At 64.1% G+C, this 23059-nt stretch carries 27 protein-coding genes and 1 tRNA gene; 14 read left to right on the forward strand and 14 right to left on the reverse strand.

Translation table 11 applies throughout. From position 1 onward, the window contains the following. Positions 1 to 70: 70 nt before the first annotated feature. Complete coding sequence (locus tag IP79_RS07355; RefSeq protein ID WP_082337078.1) at positions 71 to 2209, reverse strand: molybdopterin-containing oxidoreductase family protein; 2139 nt, start codon at positions 2207 to 2209, stop codon at positions 71 to 73. Between the two features lie 121 nt (positions 2210 to 2330). Here IP79_RS07355 and IP79_RS07360 point away from each other — a divergent pair, with 121 nt between their 5' ends. Beyond that, positions 2331 to 3335: an NADP-dependent oxidoreductase gene (locus IP79_RS07360; RefSeq protein ID WP_054118608.1), complete on the forward strand. Its 1005-nt coding sequence runs from the start codon at positions 2331 to 2333 to the stop codon at positions 3333 to 3335. Positions 3336 to 3425: 90 nt separating this feature from the next. Here the strand turns inward: IP79_RS07360 and mobA are convergent, their stop codons facing one another. From mobA to IP79_RS07375, 3 genes are read right to left on the reverse strand one after another with little or no spacing between them, the layout of a single operon-like run. Continuing rightward, on the reverse strand, positions 3426 to 3989 hold the full coding sequence (mobA, locus tag IP79_RS07365) for a molybdenum cofactor guanylyltransferase (protein WP_324608184.1): 564 nt from the start codon (positions 3987 to 3989) through the stop codon (positions 3426 to 3428). Continuing rightward, a complete protein-coding gene (locus IP79_RS07370; protein ID WP_054118609.1) occupies positions 3952 to 4293 on the reverse strand; it encodes a putative quinol monooxygenase in 342 nt (113 codons plus the stop codon). Before IP79_RS07370 ends, mobA begins: the two co-directional genes overlap by 38 nt. Positions 4294 to 4298: 5 nt before the next feature. Next, positions 4299 to 4709 carry a nuclear transport factor 2 family protein gene (locus IP79_RS07375; protein WP_054118610.1) on the reverse strand — a complete coding sequence of 137 codons (411 nt, stop codon included), beginning with the start codon at positions 4707 to 4709 and terminating at the stop codon, positions 4299 to 4301. Positions 4710 to 4798: 89 nt separating this feature from the next. Between IP79_RS07375 and IP79_RS07380 the strand changes: the two genes are divergently transcribed. Continuing rightward, positions 4799 to 5644 (forward strand): SDR family NAD(P)-dependent oxidoreductase, encoded by an 846-nt coding sequence (locus IP79_RS07380; protein WP_233994118.1) that lies wholly within the window; start codon positions 4799 to 4801, stop codon positions 5642 to 5644. A gap of 98 nt (positions 5645 to 5742) precedes the next feature. On the opposite strand, the gene IP79_RS07385 is transcribed toward IP79_RS07380, so the two are convergent. Then, positions 5743 to 6519 (reverse strand): SDR family NAD(P)-dependent oxidoreductase, encoded by a 777-nt coding sequence (locus IP79_RS07385; RefSeq protein ID WP_054118611.1) that lies wholly within the window; start codon positions 6517 to 6519, stop codon positions 5743 to 5745. A 196-nt stretch (positions 6520 to 6715) separates the two neighbouring features. Here IP79_RS07385 and IP79_RS07390 point away from each other — a divergent pair, with 196 nt between their 5' ends. Genes IP79_RS07390 through IP79_RS07400 form a run of 3 tightly spaced genes read left to right on the forward strand, consistent with a single transcriptional unit; the run spans position 6716 to position 9264 of the window. Further along, positions 6716 to 8341 (forward strand): FAD-dependent oxidoreductase, encoded by a 1626-nt coding sequence (locus tag IP79_RS07390; protein ID WP_054118981.1) that lies wholly within the window; start codon positions 6716 to 6718, stop codon positions 8339 to 8341. Positions 8342 to 8362: 21 nt separating this feature from the next. Then, entirely contained in the window at positions 8363 to 8896 is a 534-nt protein-coding gene (locus IP79_RS07395; RefSeq protein ID WP_054118612.1) for a carboxymuconolactone decarboxylase family protein, read from the forward strand. Beyond that, positions 8893 to 9264 (forward strand): hypothetical protein, encoded by a 372-nt coding sequence (locus tag IP79_RS07400; RefSeq protein WP_054118613.1) that lies wholly within the window; start codon positions 8893 to 8895, stop codon positions 9262 to 9264. Before IP79_RS07395 ends, IP79_RS07400 begins: the two co-directional genes overlap by 4 nt. A gap of 175 nt (positions 9265 to 9439) precedes the next feature. Here IP79_RS07400 and IP79_RS07405 read toward each other — a convergent pair whose 3' ends face one another. Continuing rightward, positions 9440 to 11032: a fatty acid--CoA ligase gene (locus tag IP79_RS07405; protein ID WP_054118614.1), complete on the reverse strand. Its 1593-nt coding sequence runs from the start codon at positions 11030 to 11032 to the stop codon at positions 9440 to 9442. An 85-nt stretch (positions 11033 to 11117) separates the two neighbouring features. Between IP79_RS07405 and IP79_RS07410 the strand changes: the two genes are divergently transcribed. Next, complete coding sequence (locus tag IP79_RS07410) at positions 11118 to 11522, forward strand: PaaI family thioesterase (RefSeq protein WP_054118615.1); 405 nt, start codon at positions 11118 to 11120, stop codon at positions 11520 to 11522. 136 nt (positions 11523 to 11658) lie between these two features. Here the strand turns inward: IP79_RS07410 and IP79_RS07415 are convergent, their stop codons facing one another. Then, on the reverse strand, positions 11659 to 12198 hold the full coding sequence (locus tag IP79_RS07415) for a nuclear transport factor 2 family protein (protein ID WP_054118616.1): 540 nt from the start codon (positions 12196 to 12198) through the stop codon (positions 11659 to 11661). Continuing rightward, on the reverse strand, positions 12195 to 13196 hold the full coding sequence (locus IP79_RS07420; RefSeq protein ID WP_054118617.1) for an NADP-dependent oxidoreductase: 1002 nt from the start codon (positions 13194 to 13196) through the stop codon (positions 12195 to 12197). Before IP79_RS07420 ends, IP79_RS07415 begins: the two co-directional genes overlap by 4 nt. Positions 13197 to 13342: 146 nt before the next feature. Between IP79_RS07420 and IP79_RS07425 the strand changes: the two genes are divergently transcribed. Next, positions 13343 to 14290: an SDR family oxidoreductase gene (locus IP79_RS07425; RefSeq protein ID WP_054118618.1), complete on the forward strand. Its 948-nt coding sequence runs from the start codon at positions 13343 to 13345 to the stop codon at positions 14288 to 14290. A gap of 87 nt (positions 14291 to 14377) precedes the next feature. Here the strand turns inward: IP79_RS07425 and IP79_RS07430 are convergent, their stop codons facing one another. The 5 genes from IP79_RS07430 to IP79_RS07450 form a co-directional block, all read right to left on the reverse strand. After that, positions 14378 to 14764, reverse strand: coding sequence for a nuclear transport factor 2 family protein (locus IP79_RS07430; protein ID WP_054118619.1), 387 nt, complete (start codon positions 14762 to 14764; stop codon positions 14378 to 14380). Beyond that, positions 14761 to 14994, reverse strand: a complete 234-nt coding sequence (locus tag IP79_RS07435) for a biotin/lipoyl-containing protein (protein WP_054118620.1) — start codon at positions 14992 to 14994, stop codon at positions 14761 to 14763. The genes IP79_RS07430 and IP79_RS07435 overlap by 4 nt, the downstream gene beginning before the upstream one ends. Further along, entirely contained in the window at positions 14995 to 15981 is a 987-nt protein-coding gene (locus IP79_RS07440; protein WP_054118621.1) for an alpha-ketoacid dehydrogenase subunit beta, read from the reverse strand. It lies immediately after the preceding gene. Further along, the gene (locus IP79_RS07445) at positions 15981 to 16949 is read right to left on the reverse strand and encodes a thiamine pyrophosphate-dependent dehydrogenase E1 component subunit alpha (protein ID WP_082337080.1); all 969 of its coding nucleotides are present in this window, start codon (positions 16947 to 16949) and stop codon (positions 15981 to 15983) included. The genes IP79_RS07440 and IP79_RS07445 overlap by 1 nt, the downstream gene beginning before the upstream one ends. A 116-nt stretch (positions 16950 to 17065) precedes the next feature. Further along, positions 17066 to 17830 (reverse strand): SDR family NAD(P)-dependent oxidoreductase, encoded by a 765-nt coding sequence (locus IP79_RS07450; protein ID WP_054118623.1) that lies wholly within the window; start codon positions 17828 to 17830, stop codon positions 17066 to 17068. Positions 17831 to 18035: 205 nt separating this feature from the next. On the opposite strand from IP79_RS07450, the gene IP79_RS07455 reads away from it, so the two are divergent. Further along, entirely contained in the window at positions 18036 to 18878 is an 843-nt protein-coding gene (locus IP79_RS07455) for a 23S rRNA (adenine(2030)-N(6))-methyltransferase RlmJ (RefSeq protein WP_054118624.1), read from the forward strand. Positions 18879 to 18929: 51 nt separating this feature from the next. On the opposite strand, the gene IP79_RS07460 is transcribed toward IP79_RS07455, so the two are convergent. Continuing rightward, positions 18930 to 19004, reverse strand: a tRNA-Thr gene (locus IP79_RS07460). Positions 19005 to 19091: 87 nt separating this feature from the next. On the opposite strand from IP79_RS07460, the gene IP79_RS15210 reads away from it, so the two are divergent. From IP79_RS15210 to IP79_RS07485, 6 genes are read left to right on the forward strand one after another with little or no spacing between them, the layout of a single operon-like run. Further along, positions 19092 to 19265, forward strand: coding sequence for a hypothetical protein (locus IP79_RS15210; RefSeq protein WP_156318177.1), 174 nt, complete (start codon positions 19092 to 19094; stop codon positions 19263 to 19265). A 55-nt stretch (positions 19266 to 19320) separates the two neighbouring features. After that, a complete protein-coding gene (gpmA, locus tag IP79_RS07465) occupies positions 19321 to 20007 on the forward strand; it encodes a 2,3-diphosphoglycerate-dependent phosphoglycerate mutase (protein WP_054118625.1) in 687 nt (228 codons plus the stop codon). Beyond that, positions 20007 to 20498 (forward strand): 5-(carboxyamino)imidazole ribonucleotide mutase, encoded by a 492-nt coding sequence (gene purE, locus IP79_RS07470; protein ID WP_156318226.1) that lies wholly within the window; start codon positions 20007 to 20009, stop codon positions 20496 to 20498. The genes gpmA and purE overlap by 1 nt, the downstream gene beginning before the upstream one ends. Further along, positions 20498 to 21565 carry a 5-(carboxyamino)imidazole ribonucleotide synthase gene (locus IP79_RS07475; protein ID WP_054118627.1) on the forward strand — a complete coding sequence of 356 codons (1068 nt, stop codon included), beginning with the start codon at positions 20498 to 20500 and terminating at the stop codon, positions 21563 to 21565. The genes purE and IP79_RS07475 overlap by 1 nt, the downstream gene beginning before the upstream one ends. 10 nt (positions 21566 to 21575) lie before the next feature. Further along, positions 21576 to 22079, forward strand: coding sequence for a dihydrofolate reductase (locus tag IP79_RS07480; RefSeq protein ID WP_054118628.1), 504 nt, complete (start codon positions 21576 to 21578; stop codon positions 22077 to 22079). Continuing rightward, the gene (locus IP79_RS07485) at positions 22079 to 23014 is read left to right on the forward strand and encodes a bifunctional riboflavin kinase/FAD synthetase (RefSeq protein WP_054118629.1); all 936 of its coding nucleotides are present in this window, start codon (positions 22079 to 22081) and stop codon (positions 23012 to 23014) included. The genes IP79_RS07480 and IP79_RS07485 overlap by 1 nt, the downstream gene beginning before the upstream one ends. The last annotated feature ends 45 nt before the right edge of the window (positions 23015 to 23059 follow it).

Here is a 23059-nt window from a genome sequence, read left to right on the forward strand (position 1 = left end):
GCACTTCTCTTCGGGAAAGGAAGATCAGGGCTTCGACAGGCTCAGCCCGAACGGATTCAGGGGTTAGGAATCAGGCCGGTTCCAGCTTCACCGGAATGGCGCTTTGCAAACTCTGTCCGGTGATCGGATCGTAATCGACCACTTCGCTCACCAGCCGGTTGGTGGATGATCCGCGTTCCCGCACATCCTCCTTGGTCGCATCGGCATCGCCGTAAGCATGGGCCATCGACACAAGCCCGCGCCGCACCTTGTCGCTCGCCTTCACCACGCCGTGGATCGTGGCGTGGGGCGATGTGATCGCGACCAACCCACCTTCCGCCAGCCCCAGCGCAGCGATGTCATCGGGATGGATATAGGCCGGGTTGGTGGTGGTCTTGTCCTGCAATTTCTTCAGCGGGTGGCCGATCGAATTGAACCGCGTCTTCGACCGACGGCTGATCAGGCGGAAGTCAAACCCCTCGCGGCTCGCCGGATTATCGGCATATTTCAGGATCTCGGAAGGCATCGCGCCGACCGCCAGATCGAAGCGGTGGAATTCGCTTTCATCCAGCGGTTCAACCTTGGGATGCACCTCGGGATAGATCATCGCCGCGCCGCCATTGGCCTGACAGTCCTTGCGCACGTCGGATGGTTTCATCAGGCTGCCGGTCACCATCAGATCGAGGAATTCCTGCTTCGATGGCTTGCGATCCATCGGCAAAGGCCCGCCGTTCAGCACCATCGTGATCCCGAGATGATGGGCGAGCGTCCAGAACATTTCATATTCGTCGATCACGTCGCCGGGCGCAGCCACCACGGGTTCGACATAGCGGGCGTAAGGTTCCTCGTGCCACCATTCGGAAAGGTTGGTGATGTCTTCGCGTTCCAGACATTGCGAGGGCGCAAGCACCACGGTGGCGCGCTTGGCGCTGGCGCTCATCCACGGGTCGATCTGTACGAAGAGTTCCAGATCATCCAGAGCCCGCACCATCTTGGCCTGATCGGGGAAGCCGACCACCGGATTGCCGCCAACCGAAATCAGCGCCCGCACCTGCCCTTCGCCCGGAGTGAGAATTTCGTCCGCCAGCACGTTGCAGGGCATCTCCCAGCCGAGATGGCCCAGGCCCCGGAAGCGCGATTTGGGCATGCCTTCGGCGCCGAACATCGGCACCGGCGGCGCAACCTGTGCGCGGCGCGCGTCCTGATAGGGGCTGAATACGCCGGGGATCGCGGCCTTTTCGCCTTCCTGTTTGAAGCGGGCGCAGATCGTGTTGAGACAGGTGACGAGATATTCGGTGAGCGTGCCGTTGCCCGCCATTTCCGGCCCGGTGCCGGTGGTGGCGCAGCCTTTCGACCCGCCTGCAAACATCCGGGCAGCGGCGACGAGCTGATCTGTGTCCAGCCCGGCACGTGTCGCCGCGACTTCGGGCGGGAAGGCCTTCACGGCTGCTGCCAGTTCATCGAAGCCATCGACATGGGCGGCAACGAAATTGCGATCATACAGCCCTTCGGAAATGATCACATTGAGCATCCCCGCCAGCATCGCAGGGTCTTCTCCTGGCTTTACCGGCAGATAGATATCCGCGAGCCGCGCCACATCACTTTCGCGCGGGTCGGCGACGATCAGCTTCAGCCCCTTGGCCTTCTGGTCGCGGATGCGGCGCGAGGGGCTGAAGGGCGGCACGCCGCCGACCGGCGCATAGTGCGACACGATCGGGTTGTTGCCGATGAACAGCGCGACGTCGCTCTCGGAAAAGGTGTTCGGCCCGGCCATCCACTTGCCGTAACGCTGGGTGGTGAAGACCTTGGCAGGCTGATCGAGCGTGACCGAGGTGTAGAAATTGCGGCTGCCCACCGCCTGCGCGAAAGATAGCGAAGCGGCCATTGCGGCAGAGTTCTGGAACCCGCCCGATCCCATGAACACCGCCACCGAATGCGGGCCGTGCTCGTCAATGATCCGGCGCAACTCGCTCGCCACATGGGCCAAGGCTTCGGGCATCGGGGTGGAGACGAATTCGCCCGCCTCATTGCGGACAAGGCTATGATGCAGGCGGTTTTCCGAATTGTGCGAATCCGGCAGCTCGCGCCCCTTCATGCAGGTATAGCCGCCATAGGCCGGATCATCGGGATCGCCGCGCACCTCGATCACCTTTCCGTCCGCGACATCCACTTCCATCGCGCAGTTGGCATGGCAGAAACGGCAGAAAGTCTTGTGAGTCGACAGGCCCATGATGCTCTCCCTTTGGACAGGAGATTACCACAGGGCCAAAACCGCTCGACTGATACTTTTGTCCGTGGAGGCGCGCGGGTTGCGCCCGCAATAGGGCAGACGATTTTCAGGAGATTGACCGATGCCCACCACCACCCGCCAATGGCTTCTGAACGGTCACCCGCGCGGTCGCGGGATCGCAATCGACAATGATTTCAAGCTGACCACAACCGAATTGCAAGATCCGGCCCAAGGCGAAATGCTGCTCAAGCTGCATTATCTCGGCTTCGATCCGGCGCAGAAGGGCTGGATGGAGAACATTGCCGATTACGTCGCACCCATGGCGATCGGCGATGTGATGCGCGGCAGCGGGATTGCCGAAGTGGTCGCGAGCAATGGCGGCAGGTTCGCGGTGGGCGACATGGTGTTCGGCACCACCGGCTGGACAGAATATCTCGTCACCGATGGCAAGGAATTGACCAAGGTTGAAACCGATCTGTCGCCCACCGCTGTTCTGTCGGTGCTGGGGACGACCGGGCTGACCGCCTATTGCGGGCTGTTCAAGGTCGGCAAGCCCGTGGCGGGCGATACCGTGCTGGTCAGCGGCGCGGCGGGCGCGACGGGCAGCATCGTCGGCCAGCTTGCCAAGCTCGCCGGTTGCCGCGTGGTCGGCATCGCGGGCGGACAGGACAAGTGCGACTGGCTGGTGCGCGAGGCGGGTTATGACGCCGCGATTGATTACAAGGCCGATAATGTGAAGGCGCAGATCAGGGAACTCTGCCCGCGCGGGGTCGACGTCATCTACGACAATGTCGGCGGCAAGATCTTGAACGATATGCTCGCCTGCATTGCCACCAACGCCCGCGTGGTAATCTGCGGCGGGATCAGCCGTTACGAGACCGGCAGCCTGCCCGCCGGGCCGGAGAATTACTTCAACCTCGTGTTCCGGCGCGGCACCATGACAGGCTTCATCGTGCTCGACTGGGCGGCCGAGTTCCCCGGCATCCGCAAGCGGCTCGAAGGCTTCGTCAAGGACGGCAGCCTGACCTATCAGGAAGACATCCAGCACGGTTTCGAGAATGCGCCACAAACCTTGCAGCGCCTGTTCAGCGGCCAGAACCGCGGGAAGCAGTTGCTGAAGCTGTAAGACACTTTCCCCGTTTTCCCTGAGCTTGTCGAAGGGCCGCACTTCTTCTTTCTTGCGACGGTGCAAAGAAAGGACAGGGCTTCGACAAGCTCAGCCCGAACGATTTTTAGATTGCTCCAAATCTTCGGGCGTGTTCACATTCATCAACGTGGCCGGAAGGTCGATCTGGCGCGCAGCTATCGCGTCGGCAAAGCGGTAGAGCGAGCGCCCGCCGCTGCCCAGAAACGCCTCCAGCGCAGGCAAAGCCGCTACCGGCCACAGCCCCACCACCGGCTGGCTCTCGACAATCGCGGCGCCCTCGCCTGCGAGAATAGCGGCCAGATCACGCGGCAGATCGGGTGCATCGACCCCCGCAGACAGCACATGGGTAAACCCGCCCGCCCCGGCATGGCGCAGCGCTGCAGCCAGCCCGCCAAGCGGGCCGAGACCCGCCTCCGGCCAATCGGCTATGCAGGTGAACCCCGGCTCGTCACGGCCGCACACCACCACCGCATCGCATTGCGCCGACAGCGCGGCCGCCACGCGGTCGATCAGCCGCTCGCCTTGATACAACGCGTGGGCCTTGTCGCTGCCGAACCGCCGCGCCTGCCCACCGGCGAGGATCGCTCCTAGCAGCTTAATCGAACGCCTCTGTCGCCTGTCCTTCGGCGTTATAGACCGGGCCTTCGGCGTCCACGCGGTATTTGGCGCTGACCGCGCCCGTGATCCCGAACTGGCCAATATGATCGCGCATTCCGGTATAGGCGGGATCGCGGAAATGCGCGGCGAGGGCTTCCTCGCTCTCCCATTCCTCGAACACGTTGACCCGCGCCGGATTCATCGAACAGGCGCTCCAGTCGTAATGGATGCAGCCCTTTTCCGCGAGCGCGGCTGCGATATGCGGACGGGCGGTGCGCAGCGCCTCGTCACGCTGCGCGGGATCGAGATCGATCTGCGCGGAAATCAGGATTTTTGCCATGTCGATTACCCCTCCACACCGAATTCGGCGATGATTTTGAAGATGCGGCTGGTGAACACCCAGCGCCCGTCCACCTTGGCCAATTCGTCTTCATACAGCCCGCCCACATGGCGCGCTTTGCCATCCTTGGGCTTGAGGATTTCCTGCGTCTGCACCCGCGATGTCGCCGTGTTTCCGGTGACTTCGATCATGCAGGGCACGCATTGGAAACTCACCGCCTGCAATCCGCCCATCGCCCCGTTCCAGAAGGCGACAATCGCGTCTTTCCCCTTGGTCTTGTGGCCCATCAGATCCCAGTCGGCATCGTCCGCCCACACGCTGCCCCAGGTATCGGCGTCGAACCGCACCACCCCATCGGCATAGGTGCCGTTCAATTCGGTGATCGCGACGCGATCTTCCAGCGGTCCTGTAAACATGTTCGCGCTCTCCCACTCTGTTGCACCGGCTATCCGCCGCACCGCGCGCGCAAACAATGGACACTTTTGGGAAGGGTGGGGCAGCAGTGATGCGTGGTAGTCCCGCCAGCCAGAGGAGAGACATGATGGGACAATTGCAGGGCAAGACCGCGGTGGTGCTGGGGGCGGCATCGCAAGGCAATATGGGGCAGGTCATCGCCCGCCTGTTCGCAAGCGAAGGCGCAAAGGTAATGGTGGCAGGCCGCAAGGAAGCCCAGCTCGCCGCGCTGGCCGAGGATATCGGCGGAGCCTATGCGCTGTGCGACATCACCAGCCGATCCCAGGTCAACGCCATGGCTGACAAGGCCCGCGACACCTTCGGACGGGTCGATATCGCGATCAACACCACCGGCTGGGGGCTGCTCGCCAGCCTTGAGGAAATCACCGAGGAACAGCTCGACCAGATTGTGGCGCTGCAGTTCAAGGGCGTGCACCATTTCCTGCAGGCCTTCGTTCGGGTGATGAGCGCGCAGCAGCCGACCGGCGGATCGCTGATTTCGCTGTCTTCTGCCACCACCAAGGCGATCATCACTAACCACGCCGCCTATATCGGCACCAAGCGCGGCAGCGAGGCGTTGATCGAGTGTGTCGCCAATGATTACGGGCACTTGGGGATCAAGGCCAATACCGTCTCGCCCGCCTTCACCGATAGCCCGATGACGCATGACAGCTTTGCCGTGCCCGGCCTGACCGACGCATTCCTGCCGCGTTACCCGATGGGGCGTTTGAATACGGTCGAGGATGTCGCCCATGCCTGCCTGTGGCTCAGCACCGATCAGGCCTATGTCACCGGGGCGAATATCCAGCCCAATGGCGGGGTGATCATGCGCGGCAATCCGCAGGCGGGCGATGTGGCGGCAGCCGTGGGCGCGGCGATGGCGAAGTTGCAGGGGTAAGCGCAAACGGGAATGTTTCACGTGAAACATTCCCGCCGCCCGGATCAAGCCGGGGTCAAGGCAGGGTCAAGACGGCACCTAGCCCGGCCTAACCCGCATCAATATTGCGCCGTTCCGCCGTCAACGCTGATCTGCTGGCCGGTGATCCCGGCGCCTGCCTCGCTAGCCAGCAGGACTGCCACAGCCGCCACTTCCTCGACCGTATTGGGCCGCTTGATCGCCGAATCGGCAGCGAACATCGCGATCATCTCGTCCAGTTCCATGCCCATCGCCTTGGCAGTAGCGGGGCCGTTGTTCTTGATGATGTCAGTGATGACGATGCCGGGGCAGATCGCGTTGACGGTGACGCCCGACACGCCGACTTCGCGGGCGAGGCTTTTGGTCATACCGTTCACCGCATGCTTGGCGGCGGAATAGGCAGTCAGCACCGCCTTGCCGTGCTTGCCCTCCATCGACGAGATGTTGATCACCCGCCCGTCACCTTTTTCGATCATCGTCGGAAGCGCACGGCGCGTGGCCCAGAAGGTGGAATAGACGTTCCACTTCATCGCTTCGTCAAAGGCGTGATCGGACAGGTTCACCAGCGGCTGCAAATCGCCCGCTCCGCCCGCATTGTTCACGAGGATGTCGATCGTGCCGAAATGGGCGATGGTCTGGTCGATGAAGCCTTCGAGATCGGCCTGCTCCATCACGTCGCCTGCGATGAAGATGGCGCGGTCGCCTGCCTTGAGTTCCTCCAGCACTTTCGCGCCCTTGTCCGCATTGCGGGCGAACAGTGCGACCGTGCCGCCCTCGGCCAGAAACGCCTCGGCAATCCCGCGCCCCATGCCCGCCGTGCCGCCGGTAATCGCGGCGATTTTTCCTGCCAGTTTCATTCCCGTTCCTCTCGTCATTGCGAGGAGCCGCAGGCGACGCGGCAATCCATGGCCTGCCGTCGCTTTCTTGCGCAACCTCGGTCCATGGATTGCTTCGCCTTCGGCTCGCAATGACGAGTAGGGGAGACACGGACGAAGCGCACCTTGCCAAAATGAGCAATTGCCGCAGGCTCCCTCGCAGGCGTCTATGGCTGCCATGCAGGAAACCGACGTCATCATCCTCGGCACCGGCGCGGCGGGCATGGCGGCTGCGCTCGCGGCGCATGAAACCGGCGCGGAGGTGCTGCTGGTGGAACAGCACGACCGCATCGGCGGCACCTCGGCGATTTCGGGCGGGGTGATCTGGGTGGCGGACAACCCGCGGATGCGCGCCGCCGGAATGGACGATACACCCGAAGACGCGCTCGCCTATTTCCGCAGTCTGGATCACGGCGATCTGGTGGATGAAACGCTAGAGGCTTTCGTTGATCGCGGGCCCGAAGCGCTGGCTTTCCTTGAAAGCATCGACGCGCTGAAAGTGGCGGTGCTGCCGGGCTATCCCGATTACTATCTCGACCGCCCCGGCGCGAAACCCGAAGGCAGCCGCGCGCTCGACCATGATCTGTTCGCGCTGGCGGAACTGGGCGATTGGGCCGCGAAAATCTACGCCATCGAAGAACCCAAGCCGCTGATGCTGCGCGAAACCCCGCTGGGCGGTGCTGCGTCGCTGCCGCCTCCGCACGTGCTGGGGCAGCGCATGGAGCTGCGGCAATGCGGTTTCGGTCAGGCGATGGTGGCGCGACTGCTGAAGGCGTGTCTGACGCGCGGGATTGAGCCTATGCTGGGCGTGACGACCAAGCGCCTGCTGCGCGAGGGGGCACGGATCACCGGCATCGAAGCGGAACGCGGCAGCCAGCCGCTGACGTTGCACGCGCGGCGCGGGGTAGTGATCGCCACCGGCGGGTTCGAATGGGATGCAGAACTGCGCCAGACCTTCCTGCGCGGCCCCGTCACCGCTCCCGCCAGCCCGCCCACGGCCAGCGGCGGCGGGTTGAAGCTGGCCATGCAAGCAGGCGCGAAGCTGGGCAATATGACCAGCGCGTGGTGGGCGCCCACGCTGGTCACCCCCGATGCGCCATGGGCCAGCGGCGAGCAACGCGCCCAGATCATTCTGATCGAACGCACCGTGCCGCATTCGATCATGGTCAACCGCTCCGGCCAACGCTTCTGCAATGAAGCGGCCAACTATTCGGCATTGGGCGGCGTGTTCCACCAGTTCGATCCGGCGAGCTACGATTATCGCAACCTGCCCGCTTATCTGATCTTCGATGCGCAATATGCGGCGCGCTATCCGCTCGGCACGCGCCAGCCGGGGCAGCCGATCCCCGATTGGGTGATGCGCGCCGATACGCTGGAAGGGCTGGCGCAGCAGATCGGATTGGAAGGCGCGGTGCTGGCTGAAACCGTGGCGCGCTTCAATTCCCATGCCGATGCAGGCCATGACCCCGATTTCGGGCGCGGCACATCCGCCTATGATCACTTCTACGGCGACCGCAGCCGGGAAGGCACGGCGGTGACGCTGGGCACAATCCGCGAAGCGCCGTTTTACGCGGTGGAGATTCACTCCGGCTTGCTCGGCACCAATGGCGGGCCGCGCACCGATGGGCGGGCGCGCATTCTGGACCATGATGGGGCAGTCATCCCCGGCCTGCTGGGCGCGGGCAATGCCATCGCCTGCCCCACCGGCGGGATTTACGCAGGTGCAGGCGGCACGCTCGGCCCGGCGCTGACCTTCGGCTATATCGCCGGGCGGACGGCGGCCCGCGCCAATGCATCATCCTGACCCTTCAAGGAGAAAACGCCCATGTCCACCACCCCCCGCGTATCATCGGCCATTGCGGGCGAGCCCGCGCATTTCGGCTCGGTTCTGGCGCACCAGCCCGATATCGCCGCGAGTTTCGCCGCGCTTTACGGGCGGTTCTGGGGATCGGACGTGGTGCCTGCACGGATCAAGGAGGTGGCACGGATGCGCAACGCCCGCGTCACCGAATGCGGGTTCTGCCGCAATGTCCGCTTCGACAAGGCCGTGGCGCAGGGCCTGGGCGAGGATGTGGTTGACGATATCACCGATGGTTACGAGGCATCAGCGCGGCTGACCGATACCGAAAAGGCGGTGCTGAAATTCACCGATGCGCTGATCCACGATCCCGAATTGCTGACCGGCGACGCGCGGGCGGCGCTGCAACGCCACCTGACGCCTGCACAGATTGCCGAGCTGGGTCTGGGGGTGACGCTGTTCCTCGCGCTGGCCAAGGCGCTGATCACGATGGGGCTGGAACCGGAGGAAATGACCCGCACCGTGCTGCCCACGCCCGCCGTGCTGGAGGCAGCAGAGTGAGCGGCCCCGTCCACGCAGCGCTCGCCAGCGATCCGGTGCTGGCCGAACATTACGCCGCGTTTCGCAAGCGGGCAGAAAGCGCGCTCGATGCGCGGTTCGTGGCACTGATCCGGCAAGCGATTGCAGCGGTGCACGCGATGGAGGCTGCGGCGATCGATGACGCTGCGCTTGATGAAGGCACCCGCACAGCGCTCGCCTATGCGCGGCGCATCCCGTTCGAACACACCGCGATCACCGATGCCGAGGCAGCGCAAGTGATCGCCCATCTGGGCGAGCCGAAATTCGTCGCCTTTTCGGTGGTGGCCGCGCTGGCCGATGCCGAATGCCGCGCAGCGCTGGTTGATCTGCCGGGGCTGGCGGGGGGTTAGCCCTTGCACTCGTCATTGCGAGGCCGAAGGCCGCGGCAATCCATGGACAATTGGTTCCGGCCGGAAGGACTGGTCATGGATTGGTTGGCCCTTGGCCAGCTTCGCTGCCGCTTTGCTCGCAATGACGAAGTGAGAGCCTTCAAAAACTTCCGCGCCAGACCGTCGACAAAAGTCCCTAATTCACCGCCCGGTCTTTCCCCACCCAGTACGGCGCGCGCAGTTCGCGGCGCAGGATCTTGCCTGACGGATTGCGCGGAAGGGCGGGGATGAAATCGATCGACTTGGGGCATTTGTAACCGGCGATCTGCTGGCGCGCGTGGGCGATCAGTTCGGCTTCGCCCAGCTCCTCGCCCGGTTTCACCACCACGCAGGCCTTCACCGCCTCGCCCCATTTCGCGTCCGGCACGCCGATCACGGCCACATCCGCCACCTTGGGGTGCGAATAGAGCGCGTTTTCGACCTCGGCGGGATAGACGTTCTCTCCGCCGGAAATGATCATGTCCTTCACCCGGTCGTGGATATAGAGATAGCCGTCCTCATCCAGATAACCCGCGTCGCCGGTGCGCAGCCAGCCTTGGGCATCGATGGTGGCGGCGGTGGCATCGGGGTTGTTCCAGTACCCGCGCATGTTCTTGGATGACCGCGTGGCGATTTCGCCCACCGTGCCGGCGGGAACTTCGCAGCCACCCTCGTCGATAATCTTCAATTCCACGCCCGCCAGCGGCTTGCCCACGCTGCGCATCCGCGGGCTGCCTTCGGGCACGTGATCTTCGGGATCGAGCGCGACGATGGTGCCGCTGGTCTCGGTCATCCCGTACATCTGCACGAACCCGCAGCCCATCACCCGCATCGCTTCGCGCATCAGTTCGAGCGGAATCGGCGAAGCGCCGTAGGTGACGTATTTCAAGCGGCTGAAATCGACCTCGCCCACCTTGGGGTGGTTGAGCAGGATCTGGATCGCGGCGGGCACCAGAAAGATTTTCGAGATGTTGAAGTTCTGGATCAGATCGAGCGCTTTGGCCGGATCATATTCGGGCAGGACGATGGCATTGCTGCCCGCCACCATTGTGCCGATCCCGGTGCCGGTGCCGCTGATGTGGAAACACGGCATGGCCAGCAGCGTGACATCGCCGGGGACCGGTTCCTGCCAGGTGCGCATTTCCTCGCCCGATGTCTTGGCATCGCGGCTGGACAGGATCGATCCGTGGGTCATCACTGCGCCCTTGGGCTTGCCGGTCGTGCCCGATGTGTAGAGTTGCAGCGCATCATCCTCTGACCGCACGCGGTGCGCGGGCGCGCTCGCGGGGAAGCCGTCGCGCCAGATGCGGTAATTGGTGCCGGGATAATCGGGCGCGTCGATACCGATGACCTGTTCCAGCGCCGCACAATCGCCGCGGATGCTCGCCAGCACTTCGGCAAAGCCTTCGCCCAGAAACACCACGCGGGCCTGCGAATTGCCGAGAATGTAGGCGACTTCGGGCGGGGCGAGCCGCCAGTTGACCGGTGTCATCACCGCGCCGATCCGCGCCGCGCCCACCAATGCTTCGAAATAGAGCGGATGGTTCTTGCCGAGAAACGCCACCCTCTCGCCCGGCTTCACGCCGAGCGCGACAAGCCCGTTTGCGACCCGGTTTGCGCCTTCATCCAGTGCGGCGAAGCTGATGTCCTCGCCATCATAGGTGAAGGCAATGGTGTCCCCCTGCGCGCGCGCATGTTCGCGCACGACGTCGCAGAAGGATTCGGCGGCGACAGCGATGTTTTCTCCCATGCGCCGGGGAATAGACCCTGCGCGAAGGCCTGTCATTGGCACAATTCATAGCGGCGCGGATGCCGGCGGGCGTTAGGTTGGGGGGATGGATATTCCCGCAGGCTTTGAACCCGCCACCTTCACCCCCGGCTTTCTCGATCACGGCGGGCCTTATTATCTGGGCGCGGCGCTGGACGGGGTGCGGGTGGTCGGCTTGGCTGTCTGTCCGCACCACATCAACTATCAAGACGCAGCCCACGGCGGAGTGATCTCGACCTTCGCCGATGTCGCCCTGAGCCATGCGGTTTACGATGCCGAGCGCCCCCGGCTGACGCCTTCGACCGTGACGCTGACGGTCAATTACCTCAGCGCCGCCAGATTGGACGATTGGCTGGAAGCGCGCGCGCGGATCGACCGGCTGGGCGGGCGCACGGCCTATTGTTCGGGCGGCATCTGGCGCGGCGAGGAGCAGGTCGCGACGATGAGCGGGGTTTTTGCTTTCAAGCGCTAACGTCCCCCTCCCGCTAATCCCGCTTCGTCACCCTGAACTTGTTTCAGGTTCCATCCCTCCACACGCACCGCCGTTTTGGGGCGCGCGATGGATGCTGAAACAAGTTCAGCATGACGAACAAAGGGCAAATGCGGCCCTAGCCCAGCCACCGCGCCACCACCGCCGTCGAAGGATCGCGGACGTCGTGGTATCCCGCCGCGCCTTCCGGCGTGTCGCTGAGATCAACGCCCTCTGCGATCCGGAACTCGCGCCAGTCGTAAAGGCCCGTGCGCATGGCTATGCGCCATTCCCCATTCCGCTTTTCGAAGCGGTCGACATAGCGGCCCGCGACGATGGCGGAGTAGATCACGCCCTTGTCTGGAAACACCGCCGCCAAGGGGTATCCCGGCGGGATGGTGTGCATTGCGGTCATATAGGTTTCGGTGTGGCAGACGCTGTCACTTGCGAAGCCGAATTGCACCTGCCCCAACTGGTGCTGGGTGGCGAGGCATGGGTCGATCACGGCGCGCGCCTGTTCCACAAACCCGCGCCAATCGCCCTCGATCACGCCGAATTTGAACACCGCGTCATCGTGAAACAGGTGCTCCATCATCCCCCACCGCCGCCGGTCGATCGCGTGGGCATAGGCGGCGAGGATATCGCGGATGGCTTCGCGGTCTTCTATCGTGCCTGTCATTGCTCCAGCTCCACAATCACCTTGCCGATATTGGCGCCGGTAAAAAGCTTGGCATAGGCGGTCAGCGTGTTTTCCAGCCCCTGCGTCACGTCATAGGGCATCACCAGATCGCCCGCCTCGACCCATTCACGCAGGCGGCGGGTCAGGCTCGGGCCTTCGTGCATGAAATCGGGCGAGAAGAACCCCTCGATCCGCAATCGCCGCATCAGCACCTGATCGAACTTTTTCGGCGCGGTGCGGGTGCCAGCGGTGTAATCGGCCAGCAATCCGCACACCGCGATCCGGCCATAGTGGTTCATGCGGGTGAGCACCGCGTCGAGCAACGGCCCGCCGACATTGTCGAAATAGACATCGAATCCGCCAGCCTTGTCGAGCTGCGCGCCGACATCAGCAGCCTTGTAATCGACCGCGCCTGCGATCCCCAGTTCCTGCGTCAGGTAAGCGCACTTGGCCGCGCCGCCCGCGATGCCCCACGCCTCGCAGCCGAGCAGTTTGGCGATCTGCACCGCCAGAATGCCGGTTGCGCCCGCGGCGGCGGAGACCAGCACCCGCTCGCCCGGCCGGGCAGCGCCGGTCTGTTCCACGCCCCACAGCGCCGTCCACCCGTTCATCCCCAGCGGACCGAACCATGCGCGGCGATCCTCCACCGTTGGATCAAGCAGCAACGCGCCAGACATCACCGCATCGACCGTGCTGACATCGCTCCACTGCCCGAAGGCGCGCACCAGATCGCCGGGCGCAAAGCCATCGGCCCGGCTTTCCAGCACCTCACCCAGCACCAGCCCTGTCATCGGCCCGCCCACCGGAAGCGGCGGCTGATAGCCATCCTCGCGGCTCGTCAGCCACATGCGCGTGCCTGCGTCCATCGAAAGGTGCGTGTTGCGGATACGGATTTCGCCCATCGCCAACGGGGCGAGCGGTGCGTCCGCCAGCTCCAGCGCATGGGCGAAATCGGTGCCTTCGGGGCGACGGGCAATGCGCCAATAGCGGTTCGTCATGCCCGGCACTGTCCGGCGCACGCAACGCTACGGCAACCCCGCCTTTTCGCTAGGGGTGTCTGGCCCTGCGGCTATCACTTTGGCGCGGTGCGTAGGGACGATGCCCTTCCTAGTCTTCCGGTCAATCAGGATAGGGAGAGACACAAATGGCACTCGTCACAGTAATTGGCGCAAGCGGCAGGCAGGGCCTCGCTCAGGTGCGCCAGGCGCTCGCGGCAGGGTATGATGTGCGCGCAATCTCGCGCCGCCCGGACGCGCTGGAAGGCGCGCCGGTCGAAGGGGTGGAGCGTGTCGAAGTGCGGCCGATGGACCTGTACGACACCGCGACATTTCAGGACGCGCTCGAAGGCAGCGATTACATCTTCTACACCCACCCGCTTCAAGCCCGCGCAGACCGCGCCTACCTGATCGGCGAGGTCGGCAAGGTCGCCGCCCATATCGGGGTCAAGCGTGTCGTCTGGAACACATCGAGCTGGATTCCCGACAAGCCCGGCGATCCCTTCACCTATGGCGAGAACACCAAGGGCATCAACGCGCTGTGGCGCAGCGGCGCGCCGGGGACGGTCTTCGGTTCCGTGCTGTTCATGGATAACCTGCTGACCAACTGGGCGCGGCCCTTTATCGTGGGCGAAGGGCGTTATGTGTACCCGCACAACCCCGATCTTCAGGCCAACTGGATCAGCCTTGATGACGTAGCGCGCTTCATGCTCGCCAGCCTCGAACGGCCCGACATGGAAGGCGCGTGGCTGAATATCGGCGGGCCGGAGCGGCTGGTCGGCAAGCAGGTGACGCAGTACTTGTCTGACGCGCTGGGCAAGGAGATCAAATATGATCCCTGCACGCCGGAAGAATTCGGCCGCTATCTGGTCGAAGCCGCAGGCGACACCATGCCGCCCGAAATGCGCGATGATTTCGCCAAGGGGATTCAGGCGTTCTACGAATACAACAACGAAGCCCCGACCAGGCCCTTCGCGGTCGATATGGACCACGTTTATGAACGCTTCCCCGAACTGGAGGGCAAGCTGGAAAACCTTGGCGACTGGACCAAGCGGCAGGAATGGGGCGAAAGCAATTACCGGCCCGCTTTCGGGTAATCCGCACTCGTGTTCGTCGCCCCGTGTCTGACACGGGGTGACGACGGCGGGTCAAGGTCTCAAGCGGCCCGAAAGCTGGCTTCGGCCTCACGCACGCGCGGCGATTTCGGCGGCGTCGAAATAGTGGATGCGAAGCTCGCGCAGCAGCCCGTCCTCGAAACAACCCGCCTCGCAGATCGTCTGGGTGAAGGGCGCGCTGCCATCCTTGGGATGCATGGTCAGGCGGATCACCATCACCGCCCATGTCTCGCCCCCGGTGCAGTCTAGCATTTCGAGACTGGTATCGGCCCAGGTGCCATACATCGCGGCAGCGCAGCGTTGCAGCGCATCCTTGCCCCGCCATTCACCCGCAAAGGGCAGCGAATTGGCTTCGTAAAGCACGAAATCGGGGTGGATCAGCGCCTCGACCGCATCCCAATCGCGGGTGCCGGCGGTGGCATAGACCTTCGCCAGAAGTTCTCTGGGCGTGCTCACTCTTCGATGGTGCCGATCAAATCGCCGACCTTGTAGACCGCGCCTTCCTCGCCCGTCGGGTGGATGATCCCGCTGGCCTGGGCTTCGATCTCGGTTGTGCTCTTGTCGGTTTCGACGGTGTAGATGATCTCGCCCTTCTCGACGCGCTCGCCCTCGCCGAACATCCATTCGACGAGAGTCATTTCAACCGCGCTCATGCCGAGCTTGGGGATGCGGATTTCCGATGCCATTTAGTGCTTACCTACCGATGCTTTGATCTGGGCGATCATGTCAGACTTCTGCGGAATCCAGGCCTGCTCAAGATGCGAGGCAAATGGCACCGCCGAGAACGTCCCGCCGATGCGCCGGACGGGGCCCTTCAGGCTGTCCCAGCACTTTTCCTGGATATTGGCGGCGATTTCCGCGCCGGTGCCGAAGGGGCGCACCGCTTCGTGCAGGGTAATCGCACGGCCGGTCTTGCGAACGGAGGCCAGCACGGTTGCCTCGTCGTAAGGCGCGATGGTGCGCAGGTCGATCACCTCGACGCTGATGCCCTCTTTTTCCAATTCGCCCGCCACTTCGAGCGCATCGAGCACGGTGCGGCCATAGGTGATGATCGAGATATCGCTGCCCTCGCGCGCCACAGCCGCCTTGCCGAGCGGCACGCGGTAGCCCGGGCCAGGGTCTTCGGCTTTGAGGCCGTAACACAGGATGTTCTCGATGAAGATCACCGGGTCGTTCGCGTCGATGCTCGCGCGCATCAGTCCGCGCGCATCGGCGGGGTTCGAAGGCGTCACCACATGAATCCCCGCAACATGCGCGAACCACGCCTCCAGCATGTCCGAATGCTGCCCGCCGAAGCCGACGCCAACGCCGGTGGTGGTGCGGATCACCATCGGGCACGGGGTCTGCCCGCCCGACATGAAGCGCAGCTTGGCCGCGTGGTTGACGATCTGGTCCATGCACACGCCGACGAAGTTCATCAGCATGATCTCGGCAATCGGACGCTGTCCGGCGAGCGCCGCACCGACCGCCGCGCCGATGATCGCGGTTTCGGAAATAGGCGTCGCGCGGATGCGGTGCTCGCCGTATTTCTCGGTCAGGCCGGATGTGACCTTGAACACGCCCCCGCCCTGCTTGGCGGAGACATCCTCGCCAAGGCAGAACACGCCGGCATCTTCAGCCATCGCCTCGTCGATGGCGAGGTTCAGCGCCTGGGTCATGGTGATCTGGGCCATCAGGCGGTCTCCTCCAGCACGTCTTTGTAGATTTCATCGGTGTCCGGCAGCGGCGCATCAAGTGCGTGCTGCACCGCTGCATCGATCTGGGCATTGATATCGGCCACGATGGCGTCGAGTTCTTCCTCGGTGAACTGGTGATCCAGCATCACCTGCCGCAGCTTGGGCAGCGGGTCTTCGGCCTTCATTTCGGCGATGTGTTCAGGCGGCATGTAGCTGAAGTCGGCGCCGAAGAAGTGGCCCATCATGCGGTAACACATGGCCTCCACCAGCGTCGGCCCTTCGCCCGCCCGCGCCCGCGCAACGGCCTCCTGCATCGCAGGGTAAATCTGGTGGACGTCATTGCCGTCAACCGTCACGCCCTTCATCCCGTAGCCCGCGGCGCGGCTGGCAATGTTGGGGCTGTCGGTATGGTCGGCGTAAGATGTGTGTTCGCCGTAACGGTTGTTCTGGCACAGGAAGATCACGGGCAGCTTGTAGAGCTGGGCCATGTTCATCGCTTCGTGGAAGCCGCCGATATTGGCCGCGCCGTCGCCGAAGCTGACCACCGTGACCCTGCCATCGCCGTTGTTCTGGCTCGCCATCGCAAGCCCGTTGGCAATCGGCAGGCCGCTGCCGACCACGCCTGTCGTCACCATGATGCCGGTTTCCGGATCGGTGATGTGCATGGTGCCGCCCTTGCCCTTGCAGGTGCCGGTCGCCTTGCCGAGGCATTCGCCCCACCACTTTTCCATCGGAATGCCCTTGGCGGTCTGTTCGCCCTGCCCGCGATAGGTGCAGACGACGTAATCGTCCTTTTCCAAGGCCGCCATCGCGGCTGCCGAGACCAGCTCCTGCCCGCGCACGCAGTAATACATCACCGCCACCTTGCCGCCCATCAGCAGCTCGCGGAACTTCTCGTCCGTGCGGTTAACCTTCATCGTGCGGGTGTAGATGTCGAGCAGCTTGTCGCGGTCGATTTGCGCCATGTGTGTCACCTCATTGATCCTGTCCGGATCGCTTCATTGTTCCGTTCGTGTCGAGCGTAGTCGAGACACCTCGAGCTAGCCTCTCGACTACGCTCGAGGCGAACGGAGGTTGGTGTTTAGAACTGCACTCTTTGCGTGAACCCGCCATCGACGACGATATTCGCGCCGGTCATGTAAGGCACCGCCGGGCTGGCGACGAATACGATCGCTTTCGCCACCTCCACCGGCTCGCCAAAGCGGCCCGTGGGCATCTTGGCGAGGGTGGCGTCGTAGAGCGGCTTCATATGCTCCTCGATCACTTCCCAGTTGCCGCCCTTGTAATAGACCGCGCCGGGGCTGACCGTGTTCACCCGGATGCCCTGCGCCGCGAGCGCCTGCGACAATTGCGAGGCATAGGTGATCAGCGCCGCCTTCAGCGCGTTGAACGGGTTGGGCGCGATGAAGGTTTCGAGCGCGGCGGTGGATGAGAGCATCACGATGGAGCCGGTTTCCGATGCCTCGAGATAAGGCGTCAAGGTCTCGACCGCATAGGCCGCGCCCTTGATGTCCATATCAAGGCAGGCCTGCCAGTCCCCCGCCCCGCCGGTGCCCGAAGCGCTGGCGGTGTGGACGAAGATATCGCAGCCGCCCAGTTCCTGCGCGGCCTTTTCCAGCCACGCCTGATAGGCATCGGTGCCGGATGCCATGTCGAACACTTCGGCAAACACCTTGCCCGGCCCGGCGGCGTCGATTTCGGCCTTGGCGGCTTCGATCTTGTCTTCCTTGCGGCTGAAAAAGGCGACATCCGCGCCCTCGGCGGCGAACAGCTTCAATGATTGCAGGCCAAGGCCATGCGCCCCGCCGTTCATGATGACCTTCTTGCCCTTGAGTCCCAGATCCATAGCGCACCTCTCCCTGGTCGCGGTTGTGATCACAGGGGATAGCCGAGTGGGGGGGCGGGGCGTATCGTCAATTTTGGGGGTGGCTGCCTATGCCGCCTGACAGAGCCGAGGTGTGCGCGCCGCACAGGCTTGCAGACAGGGCGGCCTCGGGACGATAGGGACGCACAACGGCAAGACGGACAATCGCAAGGTTCACGCATCCCCCATGAATTACCGCCACTCCTTCCATGCCGGCAACAGCGCCGATGTGGTCAAGCACGCCCTGCTGATCGCGCTGGTACAGGCGTTGCAGCAAAAGCCTTCCGCGCTGACGCTGATCGACACCCATGCCGGCTGCGGGCTCTACGATCTCCAGAGCGACGCGGCGCAGCGCACGGGCGAGGCTGCGGGCGGCGTGATGCGCGCCTTTGCCGATGCAAATCCGTTGCTGGATGACTACCGCGCCGCCGTTCAGGCGGTGAATACGGGCGCAGCCATGCCCGCGGGCCTGCGTCTCTATCCCGGCAGCCCGCACATTCTGGCAGGGCTGCTGCGCCCGCAGGATGCGCTGATCCTCAATGAAAAGCATCCCGAAGACGCCAACCTGCTGCGCGCCGCGATGCGCGGCACCCCGGCGGCAGTGCACGAACGCGATGCCTACGAGCTGTGGCTGGCGATGCTGCCGACGCGCAGCCCGCGCGGTGTGGTGGTGGTCGACCCACCCTACGAGCAGACCGACGAGCGCGCCCGCATCACCGCCACGCTCGCTACCGCGCACCGCAAGTGGGCGCATGGCGTGACGGTCATCTGGTATCCGCTGAAGGACCGCGCGGCACATCTGCGCTGGAAGGACAAGCTGCGCCAGACCGGCATCGCGAAGTTCCTGACGGTGGAGCACTGGCTCTATGACACCGACCAGCCCGGGCTGTATAATGGCGCCGGGCTGTTCATCGTCAATCCGCCCTACGCCTTCACGCAAAGTCTGCCGCTGCTGCTGGAAGCCCTGCGCGCTGCATTGGCGCCCGAGGGGCACAGCGGTACAATCACGGCAGAATGGTTGCGCGCATAAGGCCGCATCTGCGTGGGCCGGTGCCATCGGGTGTGGGGGTGTCTCGGGCGATGGTGCTGCTGGGGAGGATTGAACTCCCGACCTCGTCATTACCAATGACGCGCTCTACCACTGAGCTACAGCAGCCCGGATCAGGCGGGCGCTATTGTCGCGCTTCCGCCACTTGTCAAGCCGGGCTTGATGCCAATCACAGTTAAGGCCAAGGCGTTGCTCATGAATGAAGTCTCCCGCAAGAATATGTCCCCGGCCCAGGCAAGGGAAGACCGGCTGGCGGCCAAACTGCGCGAAAACCTGCGGCGCAGGAAGGCGCAGGCCCGGGCGACTGCCGATATTGGTAGCGATTCGGAAACGACGCAGCCCCTTCCCTTTCCGCCCGGCGAGGGCTAACGCCGCGCGCTCTTGCTGGATACGCAACCGAGCCCAACAAACGCCCGGAGACACAATGCCCAAGCTTATCCTTGTCCGCCACGGCCAGAGCCAGTGGAACCTCGAAAACCGCTTCACCGGCTGGTGGGATGTCGATCTGACCCCGCAAGGCGTGGCCGAAGCGACAGCGGCAGGCGTGCTGCTGAAAGACAAGGGCGTGCTGCCCACCCGCGCTTTTACCTCGCTCCAGACGCGCGCGATCAAGACGCTGCATCTGGCGCTGGAATCGGCAGGGCGGCTGTGGATTCCCGAGATCAAGGACTGGCGGCTGAATGAACGCCACTATGGCGGGCTGACGGGCCTCGACAAGCAGGAAACCCGCGACAAGCATGGTGACGAACAGGTGCTGATCTGGCGCCGCAGTTTCGATGTGCCGCCGCCGGTGATCGAAGCGGGCAGTGCTTTCGATCTCGCGGCAGACCCGCGTTATGAAGGGATCGCGGTACCGCAGGCCGAAAGCCTGAAGCTGACGATCGAGCGGGTGCTGCCCTATTGGGAAAGCACCATCCTGCCGGTGCTGGCCAGCGGCGAGACGGTGATCATCTCCGCCCACGGCAATTCCCTGCGCGCACTGGTCAAGCACCTGTCGGGCATTTCGGATGCGGACATCACCGATCTCGAGATTCCCACCGGCCAGCCGATCATCTATGATTTCGATGCGGCAATGGTGCCGGGGGCGCGTTATTATCTGAAGGACGCATGATGGAAGCCACGGGGGGACGCGTTGCCATCGTCATGGGCAGCCAGTCGGACTGGCCGACCATGAAAGCCGCCGCCGAAGTGCTGGACGAGCTGGAAGTGCCTTACGAAGCGCGCATTACCTCGGCCCACCGCACGCCTGACCGGATGGTGGCTTTCGCCAAGGGCGCGGAGGGCGAAGGCTTCGATGTCATCATCGCCGGCGCGGGCGGCGCGGCGCACTTGCCCGGCATGATCGCCAGCATGACCCACCTGCCGGTGCTGGGCGTGCCGGTGCAGTCCAAGGCTTTGAGCGGCATGGATAGCCTGCTGTCGATCGTGCAGATGCCGGGCGGGGTGCCGGTCGGCACGCTGGCGATCGGTGAGGCAGGCGCGAAGAACGCCGGGCTGCTGGCCGCAGCGATCCTCGCGCTGGGGGACAAGGATTTGTCCGAACGCCTGCAGGATTGGCGCGCTGCCAAAAGCGCTGCCGTGGCAGAGGCTCCGCAAGACTGATGCTGCCCGCAGGCTCCACCATCGGGATTTTGGGCGGCGGCCAGCTTGGCCGGATGATGGCCGTGGCCGCCTTGCAGCTGGGCTACAGGGTGATCGGCTTTGCGCCTGAAGGCGACAATGTCGCAGCCGAAGCCTGCTCCGCCTTCATCACCGCCGATTGGGACGACAGCGCTGCGCTGTCGGAATTGGCGGCGCGCTGCGATGTGGTGTCATGGGAGTTTGAAAACGTGCCGCTGGCCACGGTCGCCGCCCTGCCGCAGGCGCTGCTTGCCTGCCCCTTGCGCGCGTTAGAGGTTGCGCAGGACCGTTTTCACGAGAAACAATTCGTCGCAGACCTTGGCGGCGTGCCCGCGCCCTATGCCAGGGTTGAAAGCGGGGAGGACTTTGACGCCGCAATCATCCGCATCGGCACGCCCGGCATCCTCAAGACCGCGCGCGATGGCTATGACGGCAAGGGCCAGTGGCGGGTCGGCTCGGCGCTCGAAGCTGGCGGCGTGCGCTTTCCCGGCGCGCCTTGCGTGTATGAAGGCTTCGTCACTTACGAGACTGAATTTTCAGTGATTCTGGTGCGCGGCAAGGACGGGGCGATCAGGTTCTGGGATTCCACCGCCAACCTTCACGAAGGCGGGATGCTGGCCCGCTCGATCCTGCCCGCAGGCGCTCTGGTCGAGGCGCAAGTGCCCGCCGCGCGCGAGCTTGCGGCCCGCACTGCCGATGCGCTGGGCTATGTCGGGGTGCTGACGCTGGAGTTCTTCGCCACCCGCAACGGCCCCGTTTTCAACGAGATGGCCCCGCGGGTGCACAATTCCGGCCACTGGACGATCGAAGGCGCGGCCACCAGCCAGTTCGAAAACCATATTCGCGCCATTGCCGGTCTGCCGCTGGGCGGCACCAAGACCCGCTTTGCCGCGATCGAGATGCGCAATATCGTGGGCGATGCGTCCTTGACCGCGCACCAGATCCTGTCCGAGCCGGGCGAGCCGCACCTGCACCTTTACGGCAAGCGCGAAGTGCGCGAGGGGCGCAAGATGGGCCACGTCACCCGTGTGAGCCACGCCATTCGATGAGCATGGGCCGATGACACCCGAAATCGTTCTGATCTACGCCCGCGCCGCCAATGGCGCGATCGGCTATGACGGCGATCTGCCGTGGCGGCTGCCTGCCGACCTCAGGCATTTCAAGGCGCTCACCACCGGCAAGCCGATGATCATGGGCCGCAAGACCTTTGAAAGCCTGCCCGGCCTGCTGCCCGGCCGCCGCCATATCGTGCTGTCGCGCCGCGATGATTTTGCGGCCGCGGGCGCGGAAATGGCCGGATCGGTCAAGGATGCACTGGCGCTGGCGGCCAAGGACAATGATAGCGGCGAAATCGCGGTGATTGGCGGGGCGGCGATCTATGACGTGTTCATGCCGCTCGCCCACCGGATCGAACTCACGCAAATCCACGCCGACTATCAGGGCGATACCTTCATGGCTGAACCGGGCCGCGATTGGGTGCTGGAAGGGCGCGAGGATCACGCGGCAGAAGCTGCGCATCCGGCGTTCTCGTTCCTGACGTATCGCAGGGCGGTCGCGGTCTGATGCGCTGGCTCGATCACCGCGATCCTGTGCCTGATGCGCTGCGGGGTGCCATCATCGCACTCGGCAATTTCGACGGCTTTCATCGCGGCCATCAGGCGGTTGCGGGCGAGGCGATCCGCTGGGCGCAGGCCGAGGGCTGCCCTTCGATCATCGCCACCTTCGATCCGCATCCGGTGCGTTTTTTCAAACCCGATGTTCCGCCTTTCCGGCTCACCACGCTGGAGCAGAGGCAGGAATTGTATCTGGCCGCAGGCGCAACCGCGATGCTGGTGTTCCACTTCGATGCCGATCTGGCCGGCACCAGCGCCGAAGATTTCATCCGCGCCATCCTGATCGAACGCTTCGGCGCGCATGGCGTTGTGACCGGCGGCGATTTCACCTTCGGCAAGGGCGCCAAGGGGAACGTCGACCTGCTGCGGACGCTGGGCGGCGAACTGGGCCTGCAATCACGGGTGGTCGAACCAGTCGCCGACGGGGGCGAGGTGGTGTCCTCCAGCCGCATCCGCCAGGCCTTGCGTGACGGCGATCCGCAGCTAGCGGCGCAATGGCTCACCCGCCCCTTCGCGATTCGCGGCATTGTCGAACACGGCGACAAGCGCGGGCGCACCATCGGCTATCCCACCGCGAACCTCGCCATCGACAGCTATCTGCGCCCGAAATACGGCATCTATGCCGTGAAGGGGCGCATCCTTGCGACGGGCGAAGTGCTGCAAGGTGCGGCCAATATCGGCATCCGCCCGCAGTTCGAACCGCCCAAGGAATTGCTCGAACCGTTCTTCTTCGACTTCTCCGGCGATCTCTACGGGCAGGAGATCGAAGTCGCCTTTCACCACTTCCTGCGCGGAGAGGCGAAGTTTGACGGGCTCGATGCGCTGATCGAACAGATGGACAAGGATTGCGCCGAAGCCCGCCGCCTTCTCTCTTCGTCATCCTGAACTCGTTTCAGGATCCATTTGGCCCCAATAACCGCCGCTTGAAGC

It is taken from the genome of Porphyrobacter sp. AAP60 (genome assembly GCF_001296025.1).
In the GTDB taxonomy this organism is placed as follows: Bacteria; Pseudomonadota; Alphaproteobacteria; order Sphingomonadales; family Sphingomonadaceae; genus Erythrobacter.

Coding starts and splice junctions, on each gene's coding strand:
- IP79_RS07355 (WP_082337078.1), bottom strand. CDS start 2,209: ATGGGCCTGTCGACTCACAAGACTTTCTGCCGTTTCTGCCATGCCAAC.
- IP79_RS07360 (WP_054118608.1), top strand. CDS start 2,331: ATGCCCACCACCACCCGCCAATGGCTTCTGAACGGTCACCCGCGCGGT.
- IP79_RS07370 (WP_054118609.1), bottom strand. CDS start 4,293: ATGGCAAAAATCCTGATTTCCGCGCAGATCGATCTCGATCCCGCGCAG.
- IP79_RS07375 (WP_054118610.1), bottom strand. CDS start 4,709: ATGTTTACAGGACCGCTGGAAGATCGCGTCGCGATCACCGAATTGAAC.
- IP79_RS07380 (WP_233994118.1), top strand. CDS start 4,799: ATGCGTGGTAGTCCCGCCAGCCAGAGGAGAGACATGATGGGACAATTG.
- IP79_RS07385 (WP_054118611.1), bottom strand. CDS start 6,519: ATGAAACTGGCAGGAAAAATCGCCGCGATTACCGGCGGCACGGCGGGC.
- IP79_RS07390 (WP_054118981.1), top strand. CDS start 6,716: ATGCAGGAAACCGACGTCATCATCCTCGGCACCGGCGCGGCGGGCATG.
- IP79_RS07395 (WP_054118612.1), top strand. CDS start 8,363: ATGTCCACCACCCCCCGCGTATCATCGGCCATTGCGGGCGAGCCCGCG.
- IP79_RS07405 (WP_054118614.1), bottom strand. CDS start 11,032: ATGGGAGAAAACATCGCTGTCGCCGCCGAATCCTTCTGCGACGTCGTG.
- IP79_RS07410 (WP_054118615.1), top strand. CDS start 11,118: ATGGATATTCCCGCAGGCTTTGAACCCGCCACCTTCACCCCCGGCTTT.
- IP79_RS07415 (WP_054118616.1), bottom strand. CDS start 12,198: ATGACAGGCACGATAGAAGACCGCGAAGCCATCCGCGATATCCTCGCC.
- IP79_RS07420 (WP_054118617.1), bottom strand. CDS start 13,196: ATGACGAACCGCTATTGGCGCATTGCCCGTCGCCCCGAAGGCACCGAT.
- IP79_RS07425 (WP_054118618.1), top strand. CDS start 13,343: ATGGCACTCGTCACAGTAATTGGCGCAAGCGGCAGGCAGGGCCTCGCT.
- IP79_RS07435 (WP_054118620.1), bottom strand. CDS start 14,994: ATGGCATCGGAAATCCGCATCCCCAAGCTCGGCATGAGCGCGGTTGAA.
- IP79_RS07440 (WP_054118621.1), bottom strand. CDS start 15,981: ATGGCCCAGATCACCATGACCCAGGCGCTGAACCTCGCCATCGACGAG.
- IP79_RS07445 (WP_082337080.1), bottom strand. CDS start 16,949: ATGGCGCAAATCGACCGCGACAAGCTGCTCGACATCTACACCCGCACG.
- IP79_RS07450 (WP_054118623.1), bottom strand. CDS start 17,830: ATGGATCTGGGACTCAAGGGCAAGAAGGTCATCATGAACGGCGGGGCG.
- IP79_RS07455 (WP_054118624.1), top strand. CDS start 18,036: ATGAATTACCGCCACTCCTTCCATGCCGGCAACAGCGCCGATGTGGTC.
- IP79_RS15210 (WP_156318177.1), top strand. CDS start 19,092: ATGAATGAAGTCTCCCGCAAGAATATGTCCCCGGCCCAGGCAAGGGAA.
- gpmA (WP_054118625.1), top strand. CDS start 19,321: ATGCCCAAGCTTATCCTTGTCCGCCACGGCCAGAGCCAGTGGAACCTC.
- purE (WP_156318226.1), top strand. CDS start 20,007: ATGGAAGCCACGGGGGGACGCGTTGCCATCGTCATGGGCAGCCAGTCG.
- IP79_RS07475 (WP_054118627.1), top strand. CDS start 20,498: ATGCTGCCCGCAGGCTCCACCATCGGGATTTTGGGCGGCGGCCAGCTT.
- IP79_RS07480 (WP_054118628.1), top strand. CDS start 21,576: ATGACACCCGAAATCGTTCTGATCTACGCCCGCGCCGCCAATGGCGCG.
- IP79_RS07485 (WP_054118629.1), top strand. CDS start 22,079: ATGCGCTGGCTCGATCACCGCGATCCTGTGCCTGATGCGCTGCGGGGT.